We start from the raw sequence: 21837 nt of genomic DNA on the forward strand, positions 1-21837 counted from the left end.
TTAGGCTTTAGGGACTCCGTCGCCAAAGAACGGAGGTTTGCCCCTGATGAGTGAGGAAAGACGCGATGCCGTGGAAAAACAGCGAGTCCCGTTACAGTACGATGTCCATCGCCTTGCACTGGCTGATGCTAGTGCTGCTGGTGGCGGTCTACGTCACCATTGAATTTCGCGGGATTTTCCCCAAAGGCAGTGGCGGACGCACGTTAATCAAGGAACTGCACTTCATGTTCGGCCTGACCGTATTCGTACTGGTCTGGCTGCGCCTGTTTGCCCGCAGCCTTGGCGTGGCGCCGAAGATTTTGCCCGCGCCGCCGCAATGGCAAGCGCTACTGGCGACCTTGATGCACATGGCGTTGTATGTGTTCATGATCGGCATGCCGATCTTTGGCTGGCTGATTGTCAGTGCCGAAGGGCATTCGGTGTGGTTCTACGGGATCGAGTTGCCACCGCTGATCGGTGAAAACAAGGACCTGGCCAAGCAGATCGAAGGCTGGCACGTATTGGGCGGCACCATCGGCTACTGGCTGATCGGCCTGCATGCGGCGGCGGGTCTGTACCACCACTACTTCATGCGGGATAACACCGTGTTGCGCATGTTGCCCAAGCGTTAATCCACAAAACCCCGGCGGCCCTGCAAGCCGCCGGTGTGCACAAAGACCAGGCGAGTGCCGGGGGCAAAGCGCCCGGCCTCGATCTGCTGCTTGAGCGCCAGCAGCGCCTTGCCGGTATAGAGCGGCTCCAGGGGCAAGCCACTGGCCTGCTGCGTGGCGTCGATGAAGGCCAGCAATGGCGGGTCGACTTTCGCAAAACCGCCACGACTGGCGTCCAACAGTTCATACCCGCCCTGCACGATGGCCCGCACGTTCTGCACGACACCGTGGTCATCCGGCACCGCCATGGCCCCGTAAACAGGATGCGCGCCCGCCTCCGCCAGCACCAAACCCGCCAGGGTGGTACCGGTGCCGGCTGCCAGCCACCAGGCGTCGTAGTCGGCCCACCCCAAGGCGGGCAACTGCCTGCGCACCTGCTCGACCAACACGCCACAGCCCAACGCCCCGGTCATGGCGCCGCCGCCCTCGGGTACGGGATGCAGGTGCGGATACCGCTCGCGCCAGGGCAACCAGAAGTCCGGCGCATGACGCGCACGGTAACCGCCGTAGCCCAGCCAGTGCAGTTGCATGCCGAAGGCTTGCAGGTCGAGGACCGTCGGGGTGTCTTGCGGGTGCCCGCGCAACAGGCCGACGGTGGCAAAACCGAAGCGTTTGCCGGCCGCCGCCAGGGCATGCAGATGGTTGGAGTAGGCGCCGCCCAGGCTGATGATGCCGCTGGCACCCGCCTGTCGCGCCTGGGCCAGGTGCCCGGTGAGCTTGAACCACTTGTTGCCGCTGATCAGCGGGTCGATGCGGTCCAGGCGCAGCACGGCCACCTCGACCCCGTTCAGCCAATCCAACTGCAAGGGTTCAAGGGGCGCGTGGGGAAGCCAATCGAAAGGACCCATCAGGGCACGTCTGCATGAAAAAAGGGGCGGTAGTCTAACACCGCCCCTGCGCGGCCCTTACAACTCGGCGGCCAGGCGCGAGCCCTGGTTGATGGCGCGCTTGGCATCCAGCTCGGCGGCCACGTCGGCACCGCCGATCAGGTGCACGTTCTGGCCAGCGGCGACCAGGCCGTCCTGCAGTTCGCGCAGCGGGTCCTGGCCGGCGCAGATCACAATGTTGTCCACCGCCAGCACCTGCGGCTCGCCCTCGGCACCAATACGGATATGCAGGCCCTCATCGTCGATCTTCAGGTATTCAACGCTATTGAGCATCTGCACCTGCTTGTTCTTCAGGCCGGTACGGTGGATCCAGCCGGTGGTCTTGCCCAGGCCGTCGCCAACCTTGGAAGCCTTGCGCTGCAACAGGTAAACCTCGCGCGCCGGAGCGTGGGGCTGGGGTTTGATCCCGGCCACGCCGCCGCGGGCCTGCAATAGGGTGTCGATGCCCCACTCCTTCCAGAACGCTTCGCGGTCCAGGCTGGTGGACACGCCCTGGTGCACGAGGAACTCCGACACGTCAAAGCCGATACCACCGGCGCCGATCACGGCAACGCGCTTGCCCACCGGCTTGCGCTGCAGGAGCACGTCCAGGTAGCTGAGCACCTTGGGGTTTTCCACGCCAGGAATCGCCGGGGTACGCGGCGCAATACCGGTGGCGAGGATGATCTCGTCATAACCGCCGGCCACCAGTTGCGCCACATCCACCCGGGTGTTGAGGCACAGCTCGACATGGGTGGTCTGCAGCTTGCGCTTGAAGTACCGCAGGGTTTCAAAAAACTCTTCCTTGCCCGGCACGCGCTTGGCCACGTTGAACTGGCCGCCGATCTCGCTGGCCGAATCGAACAGGGTCACCTGGTGCCCGCGCTCCGCCGCCACGGTGGCAGCGGCCAGTCCGGCTGGGCCGGCGCCGACTACGGCGATTTTCTTGATCTGCTGGACCGGCAGGTAATTGAGCTCGGTCTCGTAGCAGGCGCGCGGGTTGACCAGGCAGGTGGTCAACTTGCCGCCGAAGGTGTGGTCCAGGCAGGCCTGGTTGCAGCCGATGCAGGTATTGATCTCATCGGCGCGCCCAGCGGCGGCCTTGTTGACGAACTCCGGGTCGGCGAGGAACGGCCGGGCCATGGACACCATGTCGGCATCGCCCTCGGCGAGGATCTGCTCGGCCACTTCCGGGGTGTTGATACGGTTGGTGGTGATCAACGGGATCTGCACCGCGCCACGCAGCTTGGCCGTGACTTTACTGAACGCACCGCGCGGCACCTTGGTGGCGATGGTCGGGATGCGCGCTTCGTGCCAGCCGATACCGGTATTGATAATCGTCGCGCCCGCCTGTTCGATGGCCTTGGCCAACTGGACGATTTCTTCCCAGGTGCTGCCGCCCTCCACCAGGTCGAGCATCGACAGGCGGAAGATGATGATGAAATTCGGCCCCACGGCTTCGCGCACCCGGCGCACGATTTCCACCGGCAGGCGCATGCGGTTCTCGTAGGCGCCGCCCCAGCGGTCGGTGCGGTGGTTGGTGTGGGCGGCGAGGAACTGGTTAATGAAATAACCTTCGGACCCCATGATTTCGACGCCGTCGTACTCGGCGACCTGGGCCAATACCGAGCAGGTGACAAAGTCGCTGATCTGCTTCTCGATGCCTTCCTCGTCCAGCTCCTTGGGCTTGAACGGGTTGATCGGCGCCTGGATCGCGCTGGGGGCGACCTGCTTGGGGCTGTAGGCATAACGCCCCGCGTGGAGGATCTGCATGCAGATCTTGCCACCGGCCTCGTGCACGGCCTGGGTGACGATCTTGTGCTTGAGCGCCTCGGCTTCGGTGGTCAGCTTGGCTGCCCCGGAGTACACCCCGCCTTCATCGTTCGGGCCAATACCGCCGGTGACCATCAGGCCCACGCCGCCACGGGCGCGCTCGGCAAAATACGCCGCCATGCGCTCGAAGCCGCCAGGTTTTTCTTCAAGGCCGGTGTGCATCGAACCCATCAGGGTGCGATTGCGCAAGGTGGTAAAACCCAGGTCCAACGGGGCCAGCAGGTGCGGGTAGGCAGCAGCGGTCATGGTACAGCTCCACAACGGATCATCACGGGACGTGACAGGCTCGAATGGCCGGCCATCGGTTTATGTTCCACAGACTAAGAGCCACGCCTTTAGCGCTCAATGACTGAAACTGACAACTTATTGATCCAAATGCGCAACGCCCCTTGGCAAGCGTGGCGACGCGCCCTACCCTAGGGGCGAACCCTGCACACGGCCTGTTGTCTGTTCCCCCATGCGTAAATTACTTGCTTTGACCCTCACCATGGCCCTGGTCGCCGCCGTTTCCGCCTATCTGGTCTGGACCCAGGAGCGCCCCGTGGGGCATTACCTGTCGGACCTGCGGATCAACCTGGCTGTAAACGAGGGCACTCCCGCCGATCACGGCAACCTGCTGGGCATCCAGCCGGAGCTGTTCCCCGCTGACTACCAGAGCCTGGAACGCTTGCACCTCAAGCTCTCGGCCTACCTGCGCAATGCCCAGGAACTGGGCCTGCTCAACGATAAAACCATCGTGGTCCTGCCCGAACATGTCGGCACCTGGCTGATGGTCAGCGGCGAAAAAAACGAGCTGTACCAGGCGACCAACTTCAAGGAGGCGATGAACTGGCTGTCGGCGAGCAACCCTTTGCTGTTCCTGCGCGCGTTGATCAGCGCCCAGGGCGATAACCGCCTGGACGATGCCTACCTGCGCATGAAGGCGCCGGCCATGGCCCGCGATTACCAGGTGCTGTTTGGTGGCCTGGCCAAGGAGTTCGGGGTGACCCTGGTTGCCGGCTCCATCGCCCTGCCCAACCCCAGTATCAGCCAGGGTCAACTGCAGGTCGGCCATGGCGCGCTGTACAACACCAGCCTGGTATTCGACCGCGATGGCCTGCCGCTGGGCCAACCCCAGCGCCAGCTCTACCCGATCTTCGATGAGCGGGGTTTTATCGCCCCGGGCGACGAAAACGCGGTCAGCGTGATCGACACCCCGGCCGGGCGCCTGGGCATCCTGATCGGCAGCGACAGTTGGTACCCCGACAACTACCGCAAGCTCAACGAACAAGGCGCGCAGCTGGTGGCCGTGCCGGCACTGGTGATTGGCCGAGACACCTGGGACAAGCCATGGCGCGGCTTCAAAAGTGTGTCCACTCCCCCGGAAGTCAGCCTCAAGCCCGAAGAGCTCAGTGAAGGCGAAGCCTGGCATCGCCTGAGCCTGATCAGCCAGGCCCCCATCAGCCTGGCCGGTGCCGGCATGAGCGTATTCATGCGCGGGCAGTTCTGGGACCAGGGCACCAGCGGCCAGAGCTTTCTCAGTGCCAACGGCCAAGTCTTCGCCGACGGCAACGCACGTGGTGCGCGCCTGCTGAACGTGTGGCTGTAACTCCATGAAGCCGGCACCGATGCGCCTCGGGGACTTATCGGTGGGCATCGTGCACACCCTGGCCGACGCCATCCTCAGCCATGGCCTGGACCCGCAGCCGTTGCTGTTGCAATACGGCCTGGACCCGGCGCGCTTGAGTGAACCCGGCGCGCGCCTGTCGATCCCGCGCTATATGCGCCTGGGCCATGCGGCCATCCAACTGACCGGCGACCCCGGCCTGGGCCTGCGCATGGGCCAGTTGAGCCGTATGAATCAACTTGGCCTGGCCGGCGTCACCGCCGCCCAGGCGCCCAACGTGCGCGAAGCGGCACGCACCCTGACGCGCTTCGAGGCCTTGTACGGCGCCAACTATCGTGGCCAGTCGAGCTTTCATGAAGACGCCCAGGGCGCTTGGCTGCGCTTCTATTCCATCAGCCCGTACAACGCTTATAACCGCTTCGTGGTGGACTCGATTCTGGCCGGCTGGCTGCATCAGATGGCGAACTTGTGCCAGCAGCCGGTGCTGGCCGAGCGCATCGAAATCGAATTCGCCGCACCGGACTACAGCGCCAGCTACAGCGTGCTGGGCGAGTGCCCGGTGCAGTTCGGCGCCGAGCTCAACCAACTGCGTCTGAGCCAGTACAGCCTGGGCCTGCGTAACCCGCAGCACTGCCCAAGTACCTGGCACTTGCTGGTGCAATTGTGTGAACGGGAGTTGGAACAACTGACCCGCACCCGCAGCCTGCGCGAGCGCATCATTCGTTTGCTGGGGCCGATGCTCAATGGCGGCCGGGAACCCGACCTGGAAGAAGTGGCGGCGCGCCTGAAGCTGCCAACCTGGACCTTGCGCCGCAAACTGGCCGAGGAAGGCACGCAGTTTCGCGCGATTCTCAACGACACCCGCCGCGACCTGGCCATGACCTACATTCGCGACACGGAACTGGCGTTTGGGGAAATTGCCTACTTGCTCGGTTTTGCCTCAGCGGAGGCCTTTCAACGGGCCTTCAAGCGCTGGAACAGCCAGACCCCAGGGGAATTTCGCCGCAGTCAGCGGCATTCCGCCTGACGCCGGCCTACAACTCGGTGGCGTCGTCGGCCGGGTGCGAAGGGTCCAGTTCAAAGGCCTGGTATTCCAGCAGCTCTTCTTGATAATCGTCCATCGTCGACTCCTTGTGTCATCAAAGCAGGTTGTTCAAGTGACCTGCATCACCAGCCTAAAGTGCCGTGGTGACGAAAAAAAGACAGGGTCATGACATTCCTGCGCTCCAGGATTAAACGTAGCGACGGGCAACGGATTTAATACATCAAACTTGACCCTCTCGGCCCGCGCGTAATTACTCGCCGGTGGCCGGCAGCGGTGGAATCACCTCTGTCGGTGCCGGCAGCACAGGCGTAGTCGGCACTTCTGCTGGAGTTTGCGGGGTAATGGGCATGGCCTCTACCGGCGGTGCAAGCGGTTCCGAGACCGCTGGCGCGACAGGTACCGGCGGCACTTCTTTCGGCGCTTCTACCTTATCCACCGCCGGCGCGGGCTTGGGTTCCGGTACGCCGAGATCGGCCTTTGGCGCTTCGGGAATGTGCTCGGCGGCTTTCACTTCCTGGGGCAGGAACACATCCACCAGGGAAAAGTAGCGGTCATAGAACTTGGGCGAGGTGACCGTCTCGCTGGCCACCTTGACCATCGAGTCGTCGGTGGAGCCGATCGGCATCGACACCGAACCGAGTACGCCCACCCCCAGGCTGGCGGAGTTGTTGACCTTTTTCAGCGCGTAGCGATCCTGCAGGGCGTTGGCAAACATGGTGGCATGATGCTCGCCGCTGCCATCTTCGGCACACACCACGTTGAAACTGATCTGTAGATGGGTCTCACCGGTCTGCTGGAAACTTTTGTTACCGCTCACCAGCTTCGGGTCGCTGCTGGTGATGATGTAGCCCTGGCTGAGCAACGCCCGGCGTGCCGCTTCGCAGGCCGCGATATCGCTGACCGGGTAATTGCGCGAAAACGTACCGGAGTCGTCGAAGTTCTCATGTTCGTAAATAGCGGTCTTGGGCGACGAGCAGCCCGTGGCGCCTGCCAGCACCAGCGCGAGCGCGAGGCCACGCAAGTGAAATGAAGTCGACATTGATCATCCTGAGGAAAACGGTCAGGGCGGTATTGTGCAACAGATCACCGGCTGCGCGCGCGGATTCCTGTCGGTAAAACGTCACCAGCCGGCTCGACGCGCGGTGCAGGAAAAAGCCTGGCGCTCATATGATCGATAAACACCCGCAGTTTGGCCGAGGCATGTCGGCTCGACGGCCAGAGCATCCAGAAGCTGCCACTGTGCTCCAGGTAATCGTCCAGCACCCGCTGCAGGCGGCCCTGCTCGACGGATTCGCGGACCATGAAGTCCGGCAGACAGGCAATCCCAAGGCCTTCGTGCACTACGTGCTTTAGCGACTCGATGGTCGTGCTGACCAACGGTGCACGCAGCACCGGTTCGGGTTCGCCCGGTAAATGGCGCAGGGGCCAGCTCTCCAGCTTGCCGGTGGCGCAAAACTTGTGACGTAGGCAGGCATGATGGTTGAGGTCCGTAGGACAGGCCGGTACGCCGTGTAAGGCGAAGTACTGCGGCGCTCCCACCAGCACCAACCGATAGTGCCCCAGCAGCCGCGCCGACAGCCGCGAGTCCTCGGGCTTGCCGGTGCGCACCACAGCGTCGAAGCCTTCCTCGATCACATCCACCATGCGGTCGGAAAAATCCACGTCCAGCTCAATCTCTGGATAGGACCGCATAAACTCGGTCAGCACCGGCATCAACAGGCCCCTGACCTGGGGCAAACTGATGCGTAATTTGCCACGGGGGGTGGTCGCTGCTTCAGTCAACTCCTGCTCGGCCGCTTCAACCTCGGCCAGGATCCGCCGTGAACGCTCGAGAAACAGCGCTCCCTCGGCCGTCAGCGTGATACTGCGGGTACTGCGATGGAACAGCCGCACCCCCAGACGCTGCTCCATGCGCGCAATGCTTTTGCCCACAGCCGAGGACGACACCCCCAGCAGCCGACCGGCCTGGGTAAAGCTGCGGGTCTCCGCGACCTGCACAAACACCGACATACTGCCCAGACTGTCCATTGTCACTTCCTGCGAATTACGGACATAAACGTCCGATAAGTTCGGAACCTTAGCCCATTTTTCCAAGTGGTTCAGCCCCCTACTCTGCCCCGATGTCCTGATGCCTTGAATACGGAGCCGAGCCACATGAATGACTGCAGTACACCACAATGCCTGCCCAGCCAGCGCGAACGCCTGCCCATGGCGGGCTTGCTGGCGCTGGCCACCGCCGGCTTCATCACCATCCTCACCGAGGCGATGCCCGCAGGTCTGCTGCCCCAGATGAGCGCCGGCCTCGGGGTGAGCGAGGCGCTGGTCGGCCAGCTCGTCACGCTGTATGCCCTCGGCTCGTTGCTGGCCGCCATCCCCCTGACCATCGCCACCCGTGGCTGGCGCCGCCGCCCCTTGCTGATGCTAGCCATTGGTGGCTTCGCGATAGTCAACAGTGTCACGGCACTATCAAGCGTGTATTGGCTGACCCTGGTCGCACGGCTGTTGGCCGGGGTGTTCGCGGGTTTGCTCTGGGCACTGCTGGCAGGATATGCCAGCCGCATGGTGGCCCCGCACCTACAGGGCCGGGCGATTGCCGTGGCAATGCTGGGCGCGCCCCTGGCGTTATCCCTTGGAGTGCCTGCCGGAACGTTTCTGGGCACTGCAGTGGGTTGGCGCTTGAGCTTTGCGATCATGAGCGGGCTGACAGTGCTGCTACTGGCGTGGGTACGCTGGCAGGTGCCGGACTTTGCCGGGCAACGTGCGCAACAGCGCCTGGGCTTGCGCCAGGTCCTGCGTTTGCCGGGGGTGCGACCGGTGCTGTGGGTGACCTTTACCTACGTGCTGGCGCATAACATTCTGTACACCTATATCGCGCCGTTCCTGGCGCCCGCCGGGCTTACCGCCGACATCGACCGGGTGTTGCTGGTATTTGGCCTGGCAGCGCTGATGGGGATCTGGATCGTCAGCCTGTTGATTGACCGCCTGCTGCAGGTCCTACTGGTGAGCAGTTGCACCCTGTTTGCCGCTGCAGCATTGGCCCTGTGTCTGTGGATCGCCTCTACCGAGGTCGTCTACCTGTCAGTCGCCATCTGGGGCCTGGCGTTTGGCGGCTTGCCTGCCTTGCTGCAAACCGCGCTGGCCAAATCGGCCGGTGACTCGGCGGATGCAGCCCAGTCGATGCTGGTGACGGTGTGGAACCTGGGGATTGCCGGCGGTGGGCTGCTGGGCGGCATACTGCTTCAGGGATGGGGCGTCATGTGGTTTCCCTGGGTCGTTGCCGCCTTGGCTACGCTGGCATTGATCACCACCCTGCAGCCTCGCCGCACCTGACAAACAGGCAAAAAAAGACCCCGGTTTCAGGCCGGGGTGTTTTTTGAAACGGTATTACTACATCAGAACCGCTTGATGTCAGCCTTGCTTTCCAGCTCCTTGCGGAACGCGGCGAAGTCCTGCTGACCGACCCGCGAAGCGAGGAAGCGACGATATTGCTCCTTCTCTTCATCGGTTGGCGCAGCGCCTTCGTTGACGTTGTTCAAGCGCAGGATCATCAAGCTGCCATCCGGCAGGGTCACGTCGGTGAAGGTCGGTTTGTCCTTCGCCGCCGGCTTGGCCATGCGGAACAGCGCTTGCAGCACGGCAGGCTCGACGCCTTCCTGGCCACGGGTAGCAGCTTCGGTGACTTTCCAGACCTGGCCATCAACCGCCTGGTCCAATGCCAGCTTGCCGTCGCGCAGGTTAGCGATCAGCTCGTCAGCATGGGTCTTCGCCGCAGCGCTTGCACGCTCCTTGGTCAACTGGGCACGGATGGCGGTCGCCACGCTTTCCAGCGGCAGTTGCTCCGGCTTGCGGTGCTCCTTGGCGCGCAGGACCACGATGGTTTCCGGATCCAGCTCGATGGCGGTGCTGTTGGCACCCTCATCCAGCACTTCAGGGCTGAAAGCCGCCTGGATCACAGCACGGTTGGCCGCGATGCCTTCGCCACCTTCACGGCCAAACGGCGCCGAAGTGTGCACGGTCAGCTTCAGGTCCGAAGCTGGCTGGGCCAGGTCGGAGGCTTCGAATGCCGCATCTTCCAGTTGCTTGGTTGCCTCGACGAAGCGCTGCTCCACTTGCTGGGTCTTCAGCTCGCGGGTCAGCTTGTCTTTCAGGCTGGCGAACGAAGGCACTTCTGGCGCTTCAACACCCAGCAGCTTGATCAGGTGCCAGCCGAAGCTGGAACGTACCGGTGCCGAGACCTGGTCCTTGTTCAAGGCGTACAGGGCGCTTTCGAACTCAGGATCGTAGACGCCAGGGCCTGCAAAACCCAGGTCGCCGCCGCTGTTGGCCGAACCCGGATCCTGGGAGAACTCCTTGGCCAGGGCCTCGAAGCTTTCGCCCTTGGCCAGGCGCGCCTGGACTTCCTCGATCTTGGCCTTGGCCTGGGCCTCGGTGACCTTGTCGTTGACTTCGATCAGAATGTGCGCGGCACGACGCTGTTCAGCGAGGTTGGCGGTTTCTTTCTCGTACAGGGCCTGCAGCTCATCGTCCTTGACCGCTACCTGGTCAAAGAACGAAGACTTCTTCAGCTCCAGGTAGTCGATGACGACCTGGTCCGGAGTCATGAACTCTTTGGCGTGTTGGTCGTAGTAAGCCTTGACCTCGTCGTCGGTGAGTTTCACGGCTGCCGGGTCGGCCTTGATGCTGACGGTGGCGAAATCACGGGTCTGTTTTTCCAGACGCGCAAAGTTCAGCACTTCCTGGTCGGTGACAAAACCGCTGCCGGCAATGCCTGCGCGCAGTTGGCCGATCAGCATTTCCTGGGTCAGCATCTGCCGGAACTGCATACGGCTGTAGCCCAGTTGACGGATCACCTGGTCGAAGCGTTCAGCGCTGAACTTGCCGTCTTCCTGAAACTCCGGGGTCTGCAGGATCACTTGGTCCAGTGCAGCTTCCGAGAAAGAGAACTTCGAATCGGCCGCGCCTTGCAGCAGCAGCTTGCGATCGATCAGGCCTTTGAGGGCCGCCTCGCGCAGCATTTTTTCATCCAGCAAGGACGCGTCGAAGTCCTTGCCCAGTTGTTGCATCAGCTGCCGACGTTGCATGTCGACGGCCTGGCTCAGCTCGTTTTGAGTGATTTCTTCACCATTGACCCTGGCCGCGTCCTGGCTATTGGTCGTGGCCTGGAAAATGGCCTCGATACCGGTGAATGCCATCAATACAACGATGAGCCCGATAATGGTCTTGGCAATCCAGCCTTGTGAATTGTCCCTGATATTCTGCAGCATGCGTCCCCCAGAAACGGTTGAACTTCAAAAATTAGGCAACCGTGGAGCGTGGGTAGAATCCGGATAGAAGAAAGGCGCATCCGAGGATGCGCCTTCTCGTAACTGGCGGAACGGACGGGTGTTGAACCCGCCCCCCGGCGTCGCGACCCAATGGATACTCAGGTCAGTTGCCGCTCCGCTGCCAGGCCAGACCTGCGTCCAGCCCGGATAGGCAAAGGCTTGAACGAAGCTTAGTTGACGGCTTCTTTCAGGGCTTTACCGGCTTTGAAACCTGGTTTCTTGGCAGCAGCGATTTGCAGTGCTTTGCCAGTCTGTGGGTTACGGCCAGTGCGGGCTGGACGATCGGTCACAGAGAAAGTACCGAAACCTACCAGTACCACGGAGTCGCCGGCCTTGAGAGCGCCAGTGACGGATTCGATTACTGCGTCCAGCGCACGGCCAGCAGCGGCTTTCGGGATATCAGCAGATGCGGCGATAGCATCAATCAGTTCCGACTTGTTCACTCTAAGTCCCCTTATATCTATTGAGTATGATTCTAAGTTTTTTGGTGAAAGCAAAAACCAGTGCTGAATGGCCTACAGGCACTTATAAGAGCCGCTTTATAACAAGGGCTCTAAAAAGCTGTCAAGGAAGCCACCAAGCTTAAACGTATTAATGCGTGCTAATTCTTTCCTTAGAGTCAGTCTCGCGTTTTTCGTCCTTCGCGACTATCTCGGGAGCCACATCCGGCAAGGGCTCCGGCGCGTATTGCAGCGCAATTTGCAGGACCTCGTCAATCCATTTAACCGGTTTAATCTGCAGATCCTGCTTAATATTGTCAGGAATTTCCTTCAAGTCGCGAACATTCTCTTCAGGAATGATCACCGTCTTGATACCACCACGGTGTGCAGCCAGCAGTTTTTCCTTCAGGCCACCAATGGCCAGTACCTGACCACGCAGGGTGATTTCCCCGGTCATGGCCACATCGGCGCGCACGGGGATGCCGGTCAGGGCCGATACCAGGGCCGTGCACATGCCTACGCCAGCGCTAGGGCCGTCTTTGGGGGTCGCCCCTTCCGGCATATGGATGTGGGTGTCGTGCTTCTCGTGGAAGTCCAGGGGGATCCCCAGGCTGCGGGCGCGGCTGCGCACCACGGTCTGCGCGGCCGTGATGGACTCGACCATCACGTCACCCAGGGAACCGGTCTTGATCAGTTGCCCCTTGCCCGGGATCACCGCGGCCTCGATGGTCAGCAATTCGCCGCCCACCTGGGTCCACGCCAGACCAGTCACCTGCCCGACCTGATCCTGCTGCTCGGCCAGGCCATAGCGGAATTTGCGCACACCCAGGAAGTGCTCTAGCGCATCGGCCGTAACCTTCACGGAGAAGCGTTTTTCCAGGGCATGTTCTTTGACTGCCTTACGGCAGATCTTCGCCAATTGACGCTCAAGGCCCCGTACGCCGGCCTCGCGGGTGTAGTAGCGAATGATGTCGCGGATCGACTCGACATCAAATTCGATCTCGCCCTTCTTCAACCCGTTGGCCGCAATCTGCTTGGGCGCGAGGTACTTGACGGCGATATTGATCTTCTCGTCTTCGGTGTAACCCGGCAGACGAATCACCTCCATCCGGTCCAGCAGGGCTGGCGGGATGTTCATCGAGTTGGAGGTGCACAGGAACATTACGTCGGACAGGTCGTAGTCGACTTCCAGGTAATGGTCGTTGAAATTGTGGTTCTGCTCGGGGTCGAGCACTTCGAGCAAGGCTGATGCAGGATCGCCCCGCATGTCGCTGCCCATTTTGTCGATTTCATCGAGCAGGAACAGCGGATTACGCACGCCAACCTTTGTCATCTTTTGAATCAATCTTCCCGGCATCGAACCGATGTAAGTCCGGCGATGTCCACGGATTTCCGCTTCATCACGCACGCCACCGAGGGCCATGCGTACGAATTTTCGGTTGGTGGCGTTGGCAATCGACTCGGCGAGCGAGGTTTTACCCACGCCCGGAGGACCGACCAGGCACAACACCGGGCCACGAATCTTCTTCACGCGCTTTTGCACGGCGAGGTATTCGAGGATGCGCTCCTTGACCTCCTCCAGGCCGTAGTGATCGGCGTCGAGGATATCTTCGGCACGCGCCAGGTCCAGGCGCACCTTGGTCTGGGCTTTCCACGGCACCTGCACCAGCCAGTCGATGTAGGAACGAACCACGGTGGCTTCGGCCGACATCGGCGACATTTGCTTGAGTTTGTTCAACTCGGCGGTGGCTTTGGTCAACGCGTCTTTTGGCAGGCCTGCGGCATCGATGCGCTTTTTCAGCTCTTCGATTTCGTTGTGACCTTCCTCGCTGTCGCCGAGCTCTTTCTGAATGGCCTTCATCTGCTCATTCAGGTAGTACTCGCGCTGGCTGCGCTCCATTTGTTTCTTGACGCGACCGCGAATGCGCTTCTCGACCTGCAACAGATCGATCTCGGCATCCAGCAGGGCCAGGACGTGCTCGACCCGGGTCGACAGGTCGATGATTTCGAGGATGTCTTGCTTCTGCTCGATCTTCAGCGCCATGTGTGCGGCCATGGTGTCGACCAGACGGCTTGGCTCATCAATGCTGTTGAGGGAGGACAGGACTTCAGCCGGGACTTTCTTGCCCAGTTGCACGTATTGCTCGAACTGGGACAGCAGGCTGCGTACAAACACTTCGGATTCGCGCTCAGGCGCATCGACTTCGTCGATCAACGCCACTTCTGCACGCAGGTGGCCGTCCACCTCCATGAAGCGCTCGACCGCACCGCGCTGCTCACCCTCGACCAGCACCTTGACGGTGCCATCCGGCAGCTTGAGCAATTGCAGAACGGTGGCAATGGTGCCGACGCGATACAGGGCGTCTTCGCCTGGATCGTCGTCAGCCGGATTTCTCTGGGCCAACAGCAGGATCTGCTTGTCGCCCGTCATCGCGGCCTCGAGGGCTTCGATAGACTTCTCGCGCCCCACGAACAGCGGGATAACCATGTGCGGATACACAACCACATCACGCAATGGCAGGAGAGGCAATTCAATGGTTGTCTTCATGATTTCGCCTCTATGACAGATGAAAGTAAGCTTGAAACCAAGATGGGGGCTGCGTGTAAAAAAAACAAGCTCAATGCTGGCAGTTACACACAGTAAAAATCCCTATGAAAAACAAAGGGGCCCCTAGAGGCCCCTTGTTTGTACCGAAACTGCGAAACGCTTACGCGTCTGGCGCAGCCTTGGCAGCCGGCTCACTGTTTTCGTAGATATACAGTGGCTTGGACTTACCTTCTATAACGCTTTCGTCGATCACCACTTTACTCACCTCGGACTGCGAGGGGATTTCGTACATGGTGTCGAGCAGTACGCCTTCGAGAATCGAGCGCAGGCCACGTGCGCCAGTCTTGCGCTCCAGTGCCCGCTTGGCCACCGATTTGAGCGCATCGGCACGGAACTCGAGGTCTACACCTTCCATTTCGAACAGCTTGGCGTATTGCTTGGTCAGGGCGTTTTTCGGCTCGGTGAGGATCTGAATCAGAGCAGCCTCGTCCAGCTCGTCCAGCGTAGCCAGGACCGGCAGACGGCCAACGAATTCCGGGATCAGACCGAACTTGACCAGATCGTCAGGCTCGACTTCACGCAGGGACTCGCCCACCTTCTTGCCTTCTTCCTTGCTGCGCACTTCTGCACTGAAACCGATGCCGCCACGGGTGGAACGGTTTTGAATAACCTTTTCCAGGCCGGAGAACGCACCGCCACAGATAAACAGGATGTTACGCGTATCAACCTGCAGGAATTCCTGCTGCGGGTGCTTGCGGCCGCCTTGAGGCGGTACGGAAGCGACCGTGCCTTCAATCAACTTCAGCAGGGCTTGCTGCACGCCTTCGCCGGAAACATCCCGGGTGATCGACGGGTTGTCGGACTTGCGCGAAATCTTGTCGATTTCATCGATATAGACAATACCCATCTGGGCCTTCTCTACGTCGTAGTCGCACTTCTGCAGCAGTTTCTGAATGATGTTCTCGACATCTTCACCCACGTAGCCAGCCTCGGTGAGGGTGGTGGCGTCGGCGATGGTGAACGGAACGTTCAGCAGGCGAGCGAGGGTTTCTGCAAGCAGGGTTTTACCCGAGCCTGTAGGACCGATCAGCAGGATGTTGCTCTTGCCGAGTTCGACCTCGTCACCTTTCTTGTCACGCTGGTTCAAGCGCTTGTAGTGGTTGTACACCGCTACGGCCAGAACCTTCTTTGCACGCTCTTGACCAATCACGTACTGATCAAGGATGCCGCTGATTTCTTTAGGCGAAGGCAATTTATGCGCGCTGCTTTCGGCCTGTGCCTCCTGCACCTCCTCACGGATGATGTCATTGCACAGGTCGACGCACTCGTCGCAGATAAAGACCGAGGGGCCGGCAATCAATTTGCGCACTTCATGCTGGCTTTTGCCACAGAAGGAGCAATAGAGCAGCTTGCCGTTGTCCTCGCCGTTGCGGGTGTCAGTCATTCGTTCGATCCAAATCCGATAGGCTTGCAACACAAGATGAAGGCTTATGCGGGCTTTTTCAAGCCCGCCGGTGGTCGGACATGCCGACCAGCCCTATTTTGAGCGGCTTATATTAAGCGGGGCGCTTGTCGATCACGGCGTCGATCAGCCCGTATTCACGCGCGGCTTCGGCACTCATGAAGTTGTCGCGGTTGGTATCGCGCTCGATTTCTTCCAGGGTGTGCCCGCTGTGCTTGGCCATCAGCGTATTGAGACGCTCACGGATAAACAGGATTTCCTTGGCGTGGATTTCGATGTCCGACGCCTGGCCCTGGAAACCGCCCAGTGGCTGGTGAATCATCACGCGCGAGTTAGGCAGGCAGAAACGCTTGCCTTCAGCACCTGCGGTCAGCAGGAATGCACCCATGCTGCAGGCCTGGCCAATGCACGTGGTGGATACGTTCGGCTTGATGAACTGCATGGTGTCGTAGATCGACATGCCCGCCGTCACCGAACCGCCTGGAGAGTTGATGTAGAGATGGATGTCCTTGTCCGGGTTTTCCGCTTCAAGGAACAGCAGTTGCGCACAGATCAGGTTGGCCATGTAGTCCTCTACCGGACCAACCAGAAAGATCACTCGCTCCTTGAGCAGGCGCGAGTAGATGTCGTAGGCGCGTTCGCCACGAGCAGATTGCTCGACAACCATCGGGACCAGGCCGCCTGCGGCCTGGATATCAGAGTTCTGCTGAATATACGAATTACGGAACATGCTCTGCAGTTACTCCCAAATAGTCATGTCTTGAATACGCATAAGCCAGCGCGAGGCTGGCTTATGGGTGTATTTTCAAACGAGTTGGACAATCAGTCGGCTTGTGCTGCTTCTGCCGGCTTGACTGCTTCTTCGTAAGAGACCGCTTTGTCGGTCACCTTAGCCTTCTGCAGAACAGTATCCACAACTTGTTCTTCCAGCACAACCGAACGGACTTCGTTCAACTGCTGGTCATTCTTGTAGTACCAAGCCACGACCTGCTCAGGCTCCTGGTAGGCCGAAGCCATTTCCTGGATCATTTCGCGAACGCGGTCTTCGTCAGGCTTGAGGTCGAACTGCTTGACCACTTCAGCCACGATCAGGCCCAGCACGACGCGGCGCTTGGCTTGCTCTTCGAACAGCTCGGCCGGCAGTTGGTCAGGCTTGATGTTGCCACCAAACTGCTGAACAGCTTGTACGCGCAGGCGGTCCACTTCGTTGGACAGCAGAGCCTTAGGCACTTCGATCGGGTTGGCGGCCAGCAGACCGTCCATGACCTGGTTCTTGACCTTGGACTTGATGGCCTGGCGCAGCTCACGCTCCATGTTCTTGCGAACTTCGGCGCGGAAACCTTCGATACCGGTTTCCTTGATGCCGAACTGGGCGAAGAACTCTTCGTTCAGTTCTGGCAGCTTAGGCTCGGAAACACTGTTGACAGTCACGGTGAACTCGGCGGCTTTGCCAGCCAGGTCCAGGTTCTGGTAGTCAGCAGGGAAAGTCAGGTTCAGAACGCGCTCTTCACCGGCTTTGGCGCCAACCAGACCGTCTTCGAAACCCGGGATCATGCGATTGGAGCCCAGTACCAACTGGGTGCCTTTGGCCGAGCCGCCAGCGAAGACTTCGCCGTCAACCTTGCCTACGAAATCGATGTTCAGCTGGTCTTCGTTCTGGGCAGCGCGATCGGCCACTTCAAAACGGGTGTTCTGCTTGCGCAGGATTTCCAGCATGTTGTCCAGGTCGGCATCAGCCACTTCGGCGCTCAGGCGCTCGATTTCGATACCTTCGAAGCCAGCGACGGTGAACTCTGGGAACACTTCGAATACGGCAACGTACTCAAGGTCCTTGCCAGCTTCCAAGGACTTAGGCTCGATGGAAGGCGAACCAGCCGGGTTCAGCTTTTGCTCGACAACAGCTTCGTAGAAGGAAGCCTGGATCACGTCACCTACGGCATCTTGACGCGCGTCAGCACCAAAGCGGCGCTTGATTTCGCTCATCGGCACTTTGCCTGGACGGAAACCAGCGATCTTGGCCTTCTGGGCAGTCTGCTGCAGACGCTTGTTGACCGCAGTCTCGATGCGCTCTGCCGGCACGGTGATGCTCATGCGGCGCTCGATAGCAGTAGTATTTTCAACAGAAACTTGCATGGATATTCCTCGTTGCACAGACGTTAGCCGGCCGTTTCCGACCCAAGAATCAAGGGCATGCATTCTAGTGGGTCAAACTCAAGAAGTCACCCTACTGAAAACGGGTTAAAAAACAGCAGGCATTTTACAGGTACGAATGCACGAATGCTCCTCGCCCCAGTGACAAATACAGCCAATCACGCCAGGGCTCTGTACCAACCCTTCTATATATAGAAGAAGCTGCCAACCATCTCCCTGGCTGCCAACCTTGCGCACAAGGCCGGCGGGTAGTACGGCATCATCGAGAAACAAAAATACGACGAAGCGCCCACCCCTGCGACCCAGAACCTGCAGTCGCCGAATACGTAAACCGCTAAAACAAAAAAGGCGCCAGACTGTTAAATCTGGCGCCTTTCGGAATATGGGGTGGACGAAGGGGATCGAACCCTCGACAACGGGAGTCACAATCCCGTGCTCTACCAACTGAGCTACGCCCACCATATTGCGTGACAAAGAAGCCAATCGCCTTCTCTGTTAAGCACCAACCCAGCCCATGGCAAGGGTGACGCTGTATTTGGTGCGGATGAAGAGACTCGAACTCTTACGCCTCGCGGCGCTGGAACCTAAATCCAGTGTGTCTACCAATTCCACCACATCCGCGGCTTGAAGCTTTTAAAACAAAGGCGCCAGACCGTTAAATCTGGCGCCTTTTGAAATATGGGGTGGACGAAGGGGATCGAACCCTCGACAACGGGAGTCACAATCCCGTGCTCTACCAACTGAGCTACGCCCACCATCTTGCGCTACTTGTGCCAAAGCTGCCTAATGGCGCACCCGGCAGGACTCGAACCTGCGACCATCCGCTTAGAAGGCGGATGCTCTATCCAGCTGAGCTACGGGCGCCTGATTAATCTGTACTCTTGGAGGACTACAAACTAAATGCTTCCAGCCTCACACAATAAAACCACTATTGCGCTCGACCTTCTTAACCAGTGCTAGGCTGTGCCCGACAAGTGCGACGAATAGTATAGACGCCCCCAGGGGCCGTCAAATCTTTTTTGAAAAAAATTCATTTTATTTAAGGGGTTAGGGGAATTTGCAGACCAAGCGCCTTTGCCCTCACGTCCTGGCGTGCGAGAATGCGCGCACTTTTCCTCCCCCTCTCGATGGTTAATCACGCGTAATGACTGCACAACTTATCGACGGCAAATCAATCGCCGCCAGCCTGCGCCAGCAGATCGCCAAACGTGTCGCCGAACGTCGCAAGCTTGGCCTGCGCACGCCGGGGCTCGCGGTGATCCTGGTCGGCAGCGATCCTGCCTCCCAGGTTTATGTCTCGCACAAGCGTAAAGACTGTGAAGAGGTCGGCTTTGTTTCCAAGGCCTACGACTTGCCTTCCGACACCACCCAACAGGCGCTGACCGACCTGATCGACGGCCTCAACGACGATCCGAACATCGACGGCATCCTGCTGCAATTGCCGCTGCCGGAGCATCTGGATGCCTCCCTGCTGCTGGAGCGCATCCGCCCCGACAAAGACGTCGACGGTTTCCATCCTTATAACGTCGGTCGCCTGGCCCAGCGTATCCCCCTGCTACGCCCCTGCACGCCAAAAGGCATCATGACCCTGCTGGAAAGCACCGGCGTGGACCTGTATGGGCTGGATGCGGTAGTCGTTGGCGCTTCCAACATTGTTGGCCGCCCGATGGCCATGGAACTGCTGCTGGCCGGCTGCACCGTGACCGTCACCCACCGCTTCACCAAGGACCTGGCAGGCCACGTCGGCCGTGCCGACCTGGTAGTGGTCGCCGCCGGCAAGCCGGGCCTGGTCAAGGGCGAGTGGATCAAGGAAGGCGCCATCGTGATCGACGTCGGCATCAACCGCCAGGAAGATGGCAAGCTGGTGGGCGACGTGGTGTATGAAACCGCCCTGCCTCGTGCAGGCTGGATTACTCCGGTGCCGGGTGGCGTAGGCCCGATGACCCGTGCGTGCCTTCTGGAAAACACTCTGTACGCAGCCGAAACGCTGCACAGCTAATAACCCGCCGCACTAAAGAAGCCCTGCCTTATGGCGGGGCTTTTTATTGCCCGCAAAAAAAGTCGTTTTTTCTTTGTTTTTAAGAGCTTTCGTCTGGTTTTAGAAGAACATTCGACAGTTTCTGGCCCATACTAATAATATGTAACGTCATTTTTCATAAAGCCGGTCGCACCCGGTATTTTTCTATCTTTTAGCGAGTCCATCCGCGTGAATATTCGTCTCTCTCTCGTCAGCCTGTTCTTCGCATTCGCAGGCACTGTCGCCAACGCCAGTGAAACTACCCTGGCCCCACGGGATACCTCGCAGCTGCATATCGCTTCGGGTAGCGCGATGCTGGTGGATTTGCAAACCAACAAGGTGATCTACGCCAGCAACCCCGACGTAGTCGTGCCGATTGCCTCCGTCACCAAATTGATGACCGGCATGGTGGTGCTGGACGCCAAGCAGAACATGGACGAGTACATCTCCATCAACATCAGCGACACCCCGGAAATGAAAGGCGTGTTCTCACGGGTCAAGCTCAACAGCGAGATGCCGCGCAAGGAGATGTTGCTGATCACCCTGATGTCCTCGGAAAACCGTGCCGCTGCCAGCCTGGCCCACCACTATCCGGGCGGTTATGCCGCATTTATTGCCGCGATGAACGCCAAGGCCAAGGCCCTGGGCATGAACAGCACGCGCTATGTCGAGCCCACCGGCCTGTCGATCCATAACGTGTCCACCGCCCGCGACTTGAGCAAGCTGGTGCAGGCCGCGCACAAATACCCGCTGCTCACGCAACTGAGCACCACCAAGGAAAAAACCGTGTCGTTCCGCAAGCCCAGCTACACCCTGGGCTTTTCCAATACCGATCACCTGGTCAACCGGGCCAACTGGGATATCAAGCTGACCAAGACCGGCTTCACCAACCAGGCCGGCCACTGCCTGGTGCTGGTGACGAGCATGGGCAATCGTCCGGTATCGCTGGTGATCCTCGATGCTTTCGGCAAGTTCACGCACTTTGCCGATGCCAGCCGCATCCGCAAGTGGATTGAAACCGGCAAGAGTGGCTCGGTGCCGGACGTGGCCCTGCAATACAAGGCCGACAAGAATCTCAAGGCCCGCCAGACCGGGGTCGCCCAGTCCCATTGATACACGATTGGCAGGTACAAAAACGGCGCCCTCGGGCGCCGTTTGCTTTATGGCTGCTTCGGTCTTTCGGCCAATACCTTGAGTGCCTGGGCTGCCGCCTGCTCCTGGCCGGCCTGGGCGGTTGCGTTAGCGGCCTGCTGCCACCGCCCCGCATCCAGATTGGCCGGCAACTGGCTTGGGCGCTGGACCAATACCGCCCACTGCCCGGCGCTGCTCCAGGCGGACTCGAAGTCGCTGAACGCCACCGGGCGTCGCCGGTCCCTTGCGACTCGCAGCAATACCGTACTGTTCTGCTGGTTAAAGCCCACCAGTACCGCATAACGCGGCTCAGCCCAGAGTGTCGAGCCCTCGGTGATGCGCACCATCACCGGATACCCCGCCGCCACCTGCGCCAACAGCGCGGTTAGCTTGGCATCCAGCGGATACACCAGCATCCCGTACTCACGCGCCAGTATCTGCATATTGCGCTCAAGGTCCGCTTCCCCACCCGGCAGGTGCAATGGCTTATCCAGCAAGCCCGGTGTAATCACAATGCCTTGTTGCGACAGCATGCTGGCCAAGGCGGCTGGGCCACCCTGGTAGGTGTCGCCACGAAACGCCGGCACACCGTTGAGCTCTACACGTTCGGGCAGACCGTGGATTTTCGAGGGGGTGGGATGCCCGGCACACGCGGCCAATCCGAGGACGCAGGCAGCCACCAGCGAGGATTTTTTGAGACTCGACCGTAAACGCAACTTCTTCACTCTCTTGATCATCTGCGGGCTGGGGCGTTGATCATAGGG

17 protein-coding genes and 4 tRNA genes are annotated in these 21837 nt (G+C 60.0%); 6 read left to right on the forward strand and 15 right to left on the reverse strand.

The window, feature by feature from the left end; all coding sequences use genetic code 11:
• The first annotated feature begins 65 nt into the window (after window positions 1-65).
• The gene (locus tag HBO05_RS23050) at window positions 66-611 is read left to right on the forward strand and encodes a cytochrome b (protein WP_172314159.1); all 546 of its coding nucleotides are present in this window, start codon (window positions 66-68) and stop codon (window positions 609-611) included.
• On the opposite strand, the gene HBO05_RS23055 is transcribed toward HBO05_RS23050, so the two are convergent.
• Window positions 608-1498 carry a pyridoxal-phosphate dependent enzyme gene (locus tag HBO05_RS23055; RefSeq protein WP_172314161.1) on the reverse strand — a complete coding sequence of 297 codons (891 nt, stop codon included), beginning with the start codon at window positions 1496-1498 and terminating at the stop codon, window positions 608-610. The two genes, HBO05_RS23050 and HBO05_RS23055, sit on opposite strands and share 4 nt — an antisense overlap.
• A 57-nt stretch (window positions 1499-1555) precedes the next feature.
• Window positions 1556-3595, reverse strand: coding sequence for an NADPH-dependent 2,4-dienoyl-CoA reductase (locus HBO05_RS23060; protein WP_169954395.1), 2040 nt, complete (start codon window positions 3593-3595; stop codon window positions 1556-1558).
• A gap of 211 nt (window positions 3596-3806) precedes the next feature.
• Between HBO05_RS23060 and HBO05_RS23065 the strand changes: the two genes are divergently transcribed.
• Together HBO05_RS23065 and HBO05_RS23070 are read left to right on the forward strand one after the other, a co-directional pair.
• Entirely contained in the window at window positions 3807-4937 is a 1131-nt protein-coding gene (locus HBO05_RS23065; protein WP_169954396.1) for a carbon-nitrogen hydrolase family protein, read from the forward strand.
• Window positions 4938-4941: 4 nt separating this feature from the next.
• Window positions 4942-5982 carry an AraC family transcriptional regulator gene (locus HBO05_RS23070; RefSeq protein WP_169954397.1) on the forward strand — a complete coding sequence of 347 codons (1041 nt, stop codon included), beginning with the start codon at window positions 4942-4944 and terminating at the stop codon, window positions 5980-5982.
• Between the two features lie 268 nt (window positions 5983-6250).
• Here the strand turns inward: HBO05_RS23070 and HBO05_RS23075 are convergent, their stop codons facing one another.
• Together HBO05_RS23075 and HBO05_RS23080 are read right to left on the reverse strand one after the other, a co-directional pair.
• Window positions 6251-7039 carry a DUF2242 domain-containing protein gene (locus tag HBO05_RS23075; protein ID WP_169954398.1) on the reverse strand — a complete coding sequence of 263 codons (789 nt, stop codon included), beginning with the start codon at window positions 7037-7039 and terminating at the stop codon, window positions 6251-6253.
• A gap of 44 nt (window positions 7040-7083) precedes the next feature.
• The gene (locus HBO05_RS23080; protein WP_169954399.1) at window positions 7084-8028 is read right to left on the reverse strand and encodes a LysR family transcriptional regulator; all 945 of its coding nucleotides are present in this window, start codon (window positions 8026-8028) and stop codon (window positions 7084-7086) included.
• A 126-nt stretch (window positions 8029-8154) separates the two neighbouring features.
• Here HBO05_RS23080 and HBO05_RS23085 point away from each other — a divergent pair, with 126 nt between their 5' ends.
• The gene (locus tag HBO05_RS23085) at window positions 8155-9330 is read left to right on the forward strand and encodes an MFS transporter (RefSeq protein ID WP_172314163.1); all 1176 of its coding nucleotides are present in this window, start codon (window positions 8155-8157) and stop codon (window positions 9328-9330) included.
• 62 nt (window positions 9331-9392) lie between these two features.
• Here the strand turns inward: HBO05_RS23085 and HBO05_RS23090 are convergent, their stop codons facing one another.
• The 10 genes from HBO05_RS23090 to HBO05_RS23135 form a co-directional block, all read right to left on the reverse strand.
• Window positions 9393-11264 (reverse strand): SurA N-terminal domain-containing protein, encoded by a 1872-nt coding sequence (locus HBO05_RS23090; protein WP_172314165.1) that lies wholly within the window; start codon window positions 11262-11264, stop codon window positions 9393-9395.
• 230 nt (window positions 11265-11494) lie between these two features.
• Complete coding sequence (locus HBO05_RS23095) at window positions 11495-11767, reverse strand: HU family DNA-binding protein (RefSeq protein WP_003174819.1); 273 nt, start codon at window positions 11765-11767, stop codon at window positions 11495-11497.
• Window positions 11768-11915: 148 nt separating this feature from the next.
• Window positions 11916-14312 carry an endopeptidase La gene (gene lon / locus HBO05_RS23100; protein ID WP_169954402.1) on the reverse strand — a complete coding sequence of 799 codons (2397 nt, stop codon included), beginning with the start codon at window positions 14310-14312 and terminating at the stop codon, window positions 11916-11918.
• A gap of 160 nt (window positions 14313-14472) precedes the next feature.
• Window positions 14473-15756 (reverse strand): ATP-dependent Clp protease ATP-binding subunit ClpX, encoded by a 1284-nt coding sequence (clpX, locus tag HBO05_RS23105; RefSeq protein WP_029298419.1) that lies wholly within the window; start codon window positions 15754-15756, stop codon window positions 14473-14475.
• 112 nt (window positions 15757-15868) lie between these two features.
• Window positions 15869-16504, reverse strand: a complete 636-nt coding sequence (gene clpP, locus HBO05_RS23110; protein ID WP_029298421.1) for an ATP-dependent Clp endopeptidase proteolytic subunit ClpP — start codon at window positions 16502-16504, stop codon at window positions 15869-15871.
• A gap of 92 nt (window positions 16505-16596) precedes the next feature.
• Window positions 16597-17907 (reverse strand): trigger factor, encoded by a 1311-nt coding sequence (gene tig / locus HBO05_RS23115; protein ID WP_029298423.1) that lies wholly within the window; start codon window positions 17905-17907, stop codon window positions 16597-16599.
• A gap of 401 nt (window positions 17908-18308) precedes the next feature.
• Window positions 18309-18384: transfer RNA gene (locus HBO05_RS23120), tRNA-His, on the reverse strand.
• 77 nt (window positions 18385-18461) lie between these two features.
• Window positions 18462-18546, reverse strand: a tRNA-Leu gene (locus tag HBO05_RS23125).
• 58 nt (window positions 18547-18604) lie between these two features.
• Window positions 18605-18680, reverse strand: a tRNA-His gene (locus tag HBO05_RS23130).
• 32 nt (window positions 18681-18712) lie between these two features.
• Window positions 18713-18789, reverse strand: a tRNA-Arg gene (locus HBO05_RS23135).
• A gap of 280 nt (window positions 18790-19069) precedes the next feature.
• Between HBO05_RS23135 and folD the strand changes: the two genes are divergently transcribed.
• Both folD and pbpG read left to right on the forward strand, forming a co-directional pair.
• Window positions 19070-19924: a bifunctional methylenetetrahydrofolate dehydrogenase/methenyltetrahydrofolate cyclohydrolase FolD gene (gene folD / locus HBO05_RS23140; RefSeq protein WP_169954403.1), complete on the forward strand. Its 855-nt coding sequence runs from the start codon at window positions 19070-19072 to the stop codon at window positions 19922-19924.
• 207 nt (window positions 19925-20131) lie between these two features.
• Window positions 20132-21055 carry a D-alanyl-D-alanine endopeptidase gene (gene pbpG / locus HBO05_RS23145; protein WP_169954404.1) on the forward strand — a complete coding sequence of 308 codons (924 nt, stop codon included), beginning with the start codon at window positions 20132-20134 and terminating at the stop codon, window positions 21053-21055.
• A gap of 47 nt (window positions 21056-21102) precedes the next feature.
• On the opposite strand, the gene HBO05_RS23150 is transcribed toward pbpG, so the two are convergent.
• Window positions 21103-21789 (reverse strand): peptidase C39 family protein, encoded by a 687-nt coding sequence (locus HBO05_RS23150; RefSeq protein WP_172314257.1) that lies wholly within the window; start codon window positions 21787-21789, stop codon window positions 21103-21105.
• Between the last annotated feature and the right edge of the window lie 48 nt (window positions 21790-21837).

The sequence above is a fragment of the Pseudomonas sp. WS 5079 genome, from assembly GCF_012985465.1.
Lineage (GTDB): Bacteria > Pseudomonadota > Gammaproteobacteria > Pseudomonadales > Pseudomonadaceae > Aquipseudomonas.

What these genes read in the sequence shown, in the direction of transcription:
- HBO05_RS23090 (WP_172314165.1), bottom strand. Translation starts at nt 11,264, where the DNA reads ATGCTGCAGAATATCAGGGACAATTCACAAGGCTGGATTGCCAAGACC.
- HBO05_RS23070 (WP_169954397.1), top strand. Translation starts at nt 4,942, where the DNA reads ATGAAGCCGGCACCGATGCGCCTCGGGGACTTATCGGTGGGCATCGTG.
- lon (WP_169954402.1), bottom strand. Translation starts at nt 14,312, where the DNA reads ATGAAGACAACCATTGAATTGCCTCTCCTGCCATTGCGTGATGTGGTT.
- HBO05_RS23065 (WP_169954396.1), top strand. Translation starts at nt 3,807, where the DNA reads ATGCGTAAATTACTTGCTTTGACCCTCACCATGGCCCTGGTCGCCGCC.
- HBO05_RS23085 (WP_172314163.1), top strand. Translation starts at nt 8,155, where the DNA reads ATGAATGACTGCAGTACACCACAATGCCTGCCCAGCCAGCGCGAACGC.
- HBO05_RS23050 (WP_172314159.1), top strand. Translation starts at nt 66, where the DNA reads ATGCCGTGGAAAAACAGCGAGTCCCGTTACAGTACGATGTCCATCGCC.
- clpX (WP_029298419.1), bottom strand. Translation starts at nt 15,756, where the DNA reads ATGACTGACACCCGCAACGGCGAGGACAACGGCAAGCTGCTCTATTGC.
- folD (WP_169954403.1), top strand. Translation starts at nt 19,070, where the DNA reads ATGACTGCACAACTTATCGACGGCAAATCAATCGCCGCCAGCCTGCGC.
- clpP (WP_029298421.1), bottom strand. Translation starts at nt 16,504, where the DNA reads ATGTTCCGTAATTCGTATATTCAGCAGAACTCTGATATCCAGGCCGCA.
- HBO05_RS23055 (WP_172314161.1), bottom strand. Translation starts at nt 1,498, where the DNA reads ATGGGTCCTTTCGATTGGCTTCCCCACGCGCCCCTTGAACCCTTGCAG.
- HBO05_RS23060 (WP_169954395.1), bottom strand. Translation starts at nt 3,595, where the DNA reads ATGACCGCTGCTGCCTACCCGCACCTGCTGGCCCCGTTGGACCTGGGT.
- HBO05_RS23080 (WP_169954399.1), bottom strand. Translation starts at nt 8,028, where the DNA reads ATGGACAGTCTGGGCAGTATGTCGGTGTTTGTGCAGGTCGCGGAGACC.
- HBO05_RS23075 (WP_169954398.1), bottom strand. Translation starts at nt 7,039, where the DNA reads ATGTCGACTTCATTTCACTTGCGTGGCCTCGCGCTCGCGCTGGTGCTG.
- tig (WP_029298423.1), bottom strand. Translation starts at nt 17,907, where the DNA reads ATGCAAGTTTCTGTTGAAAATACTACTGCTATCGAGCGCCGCATGAGC.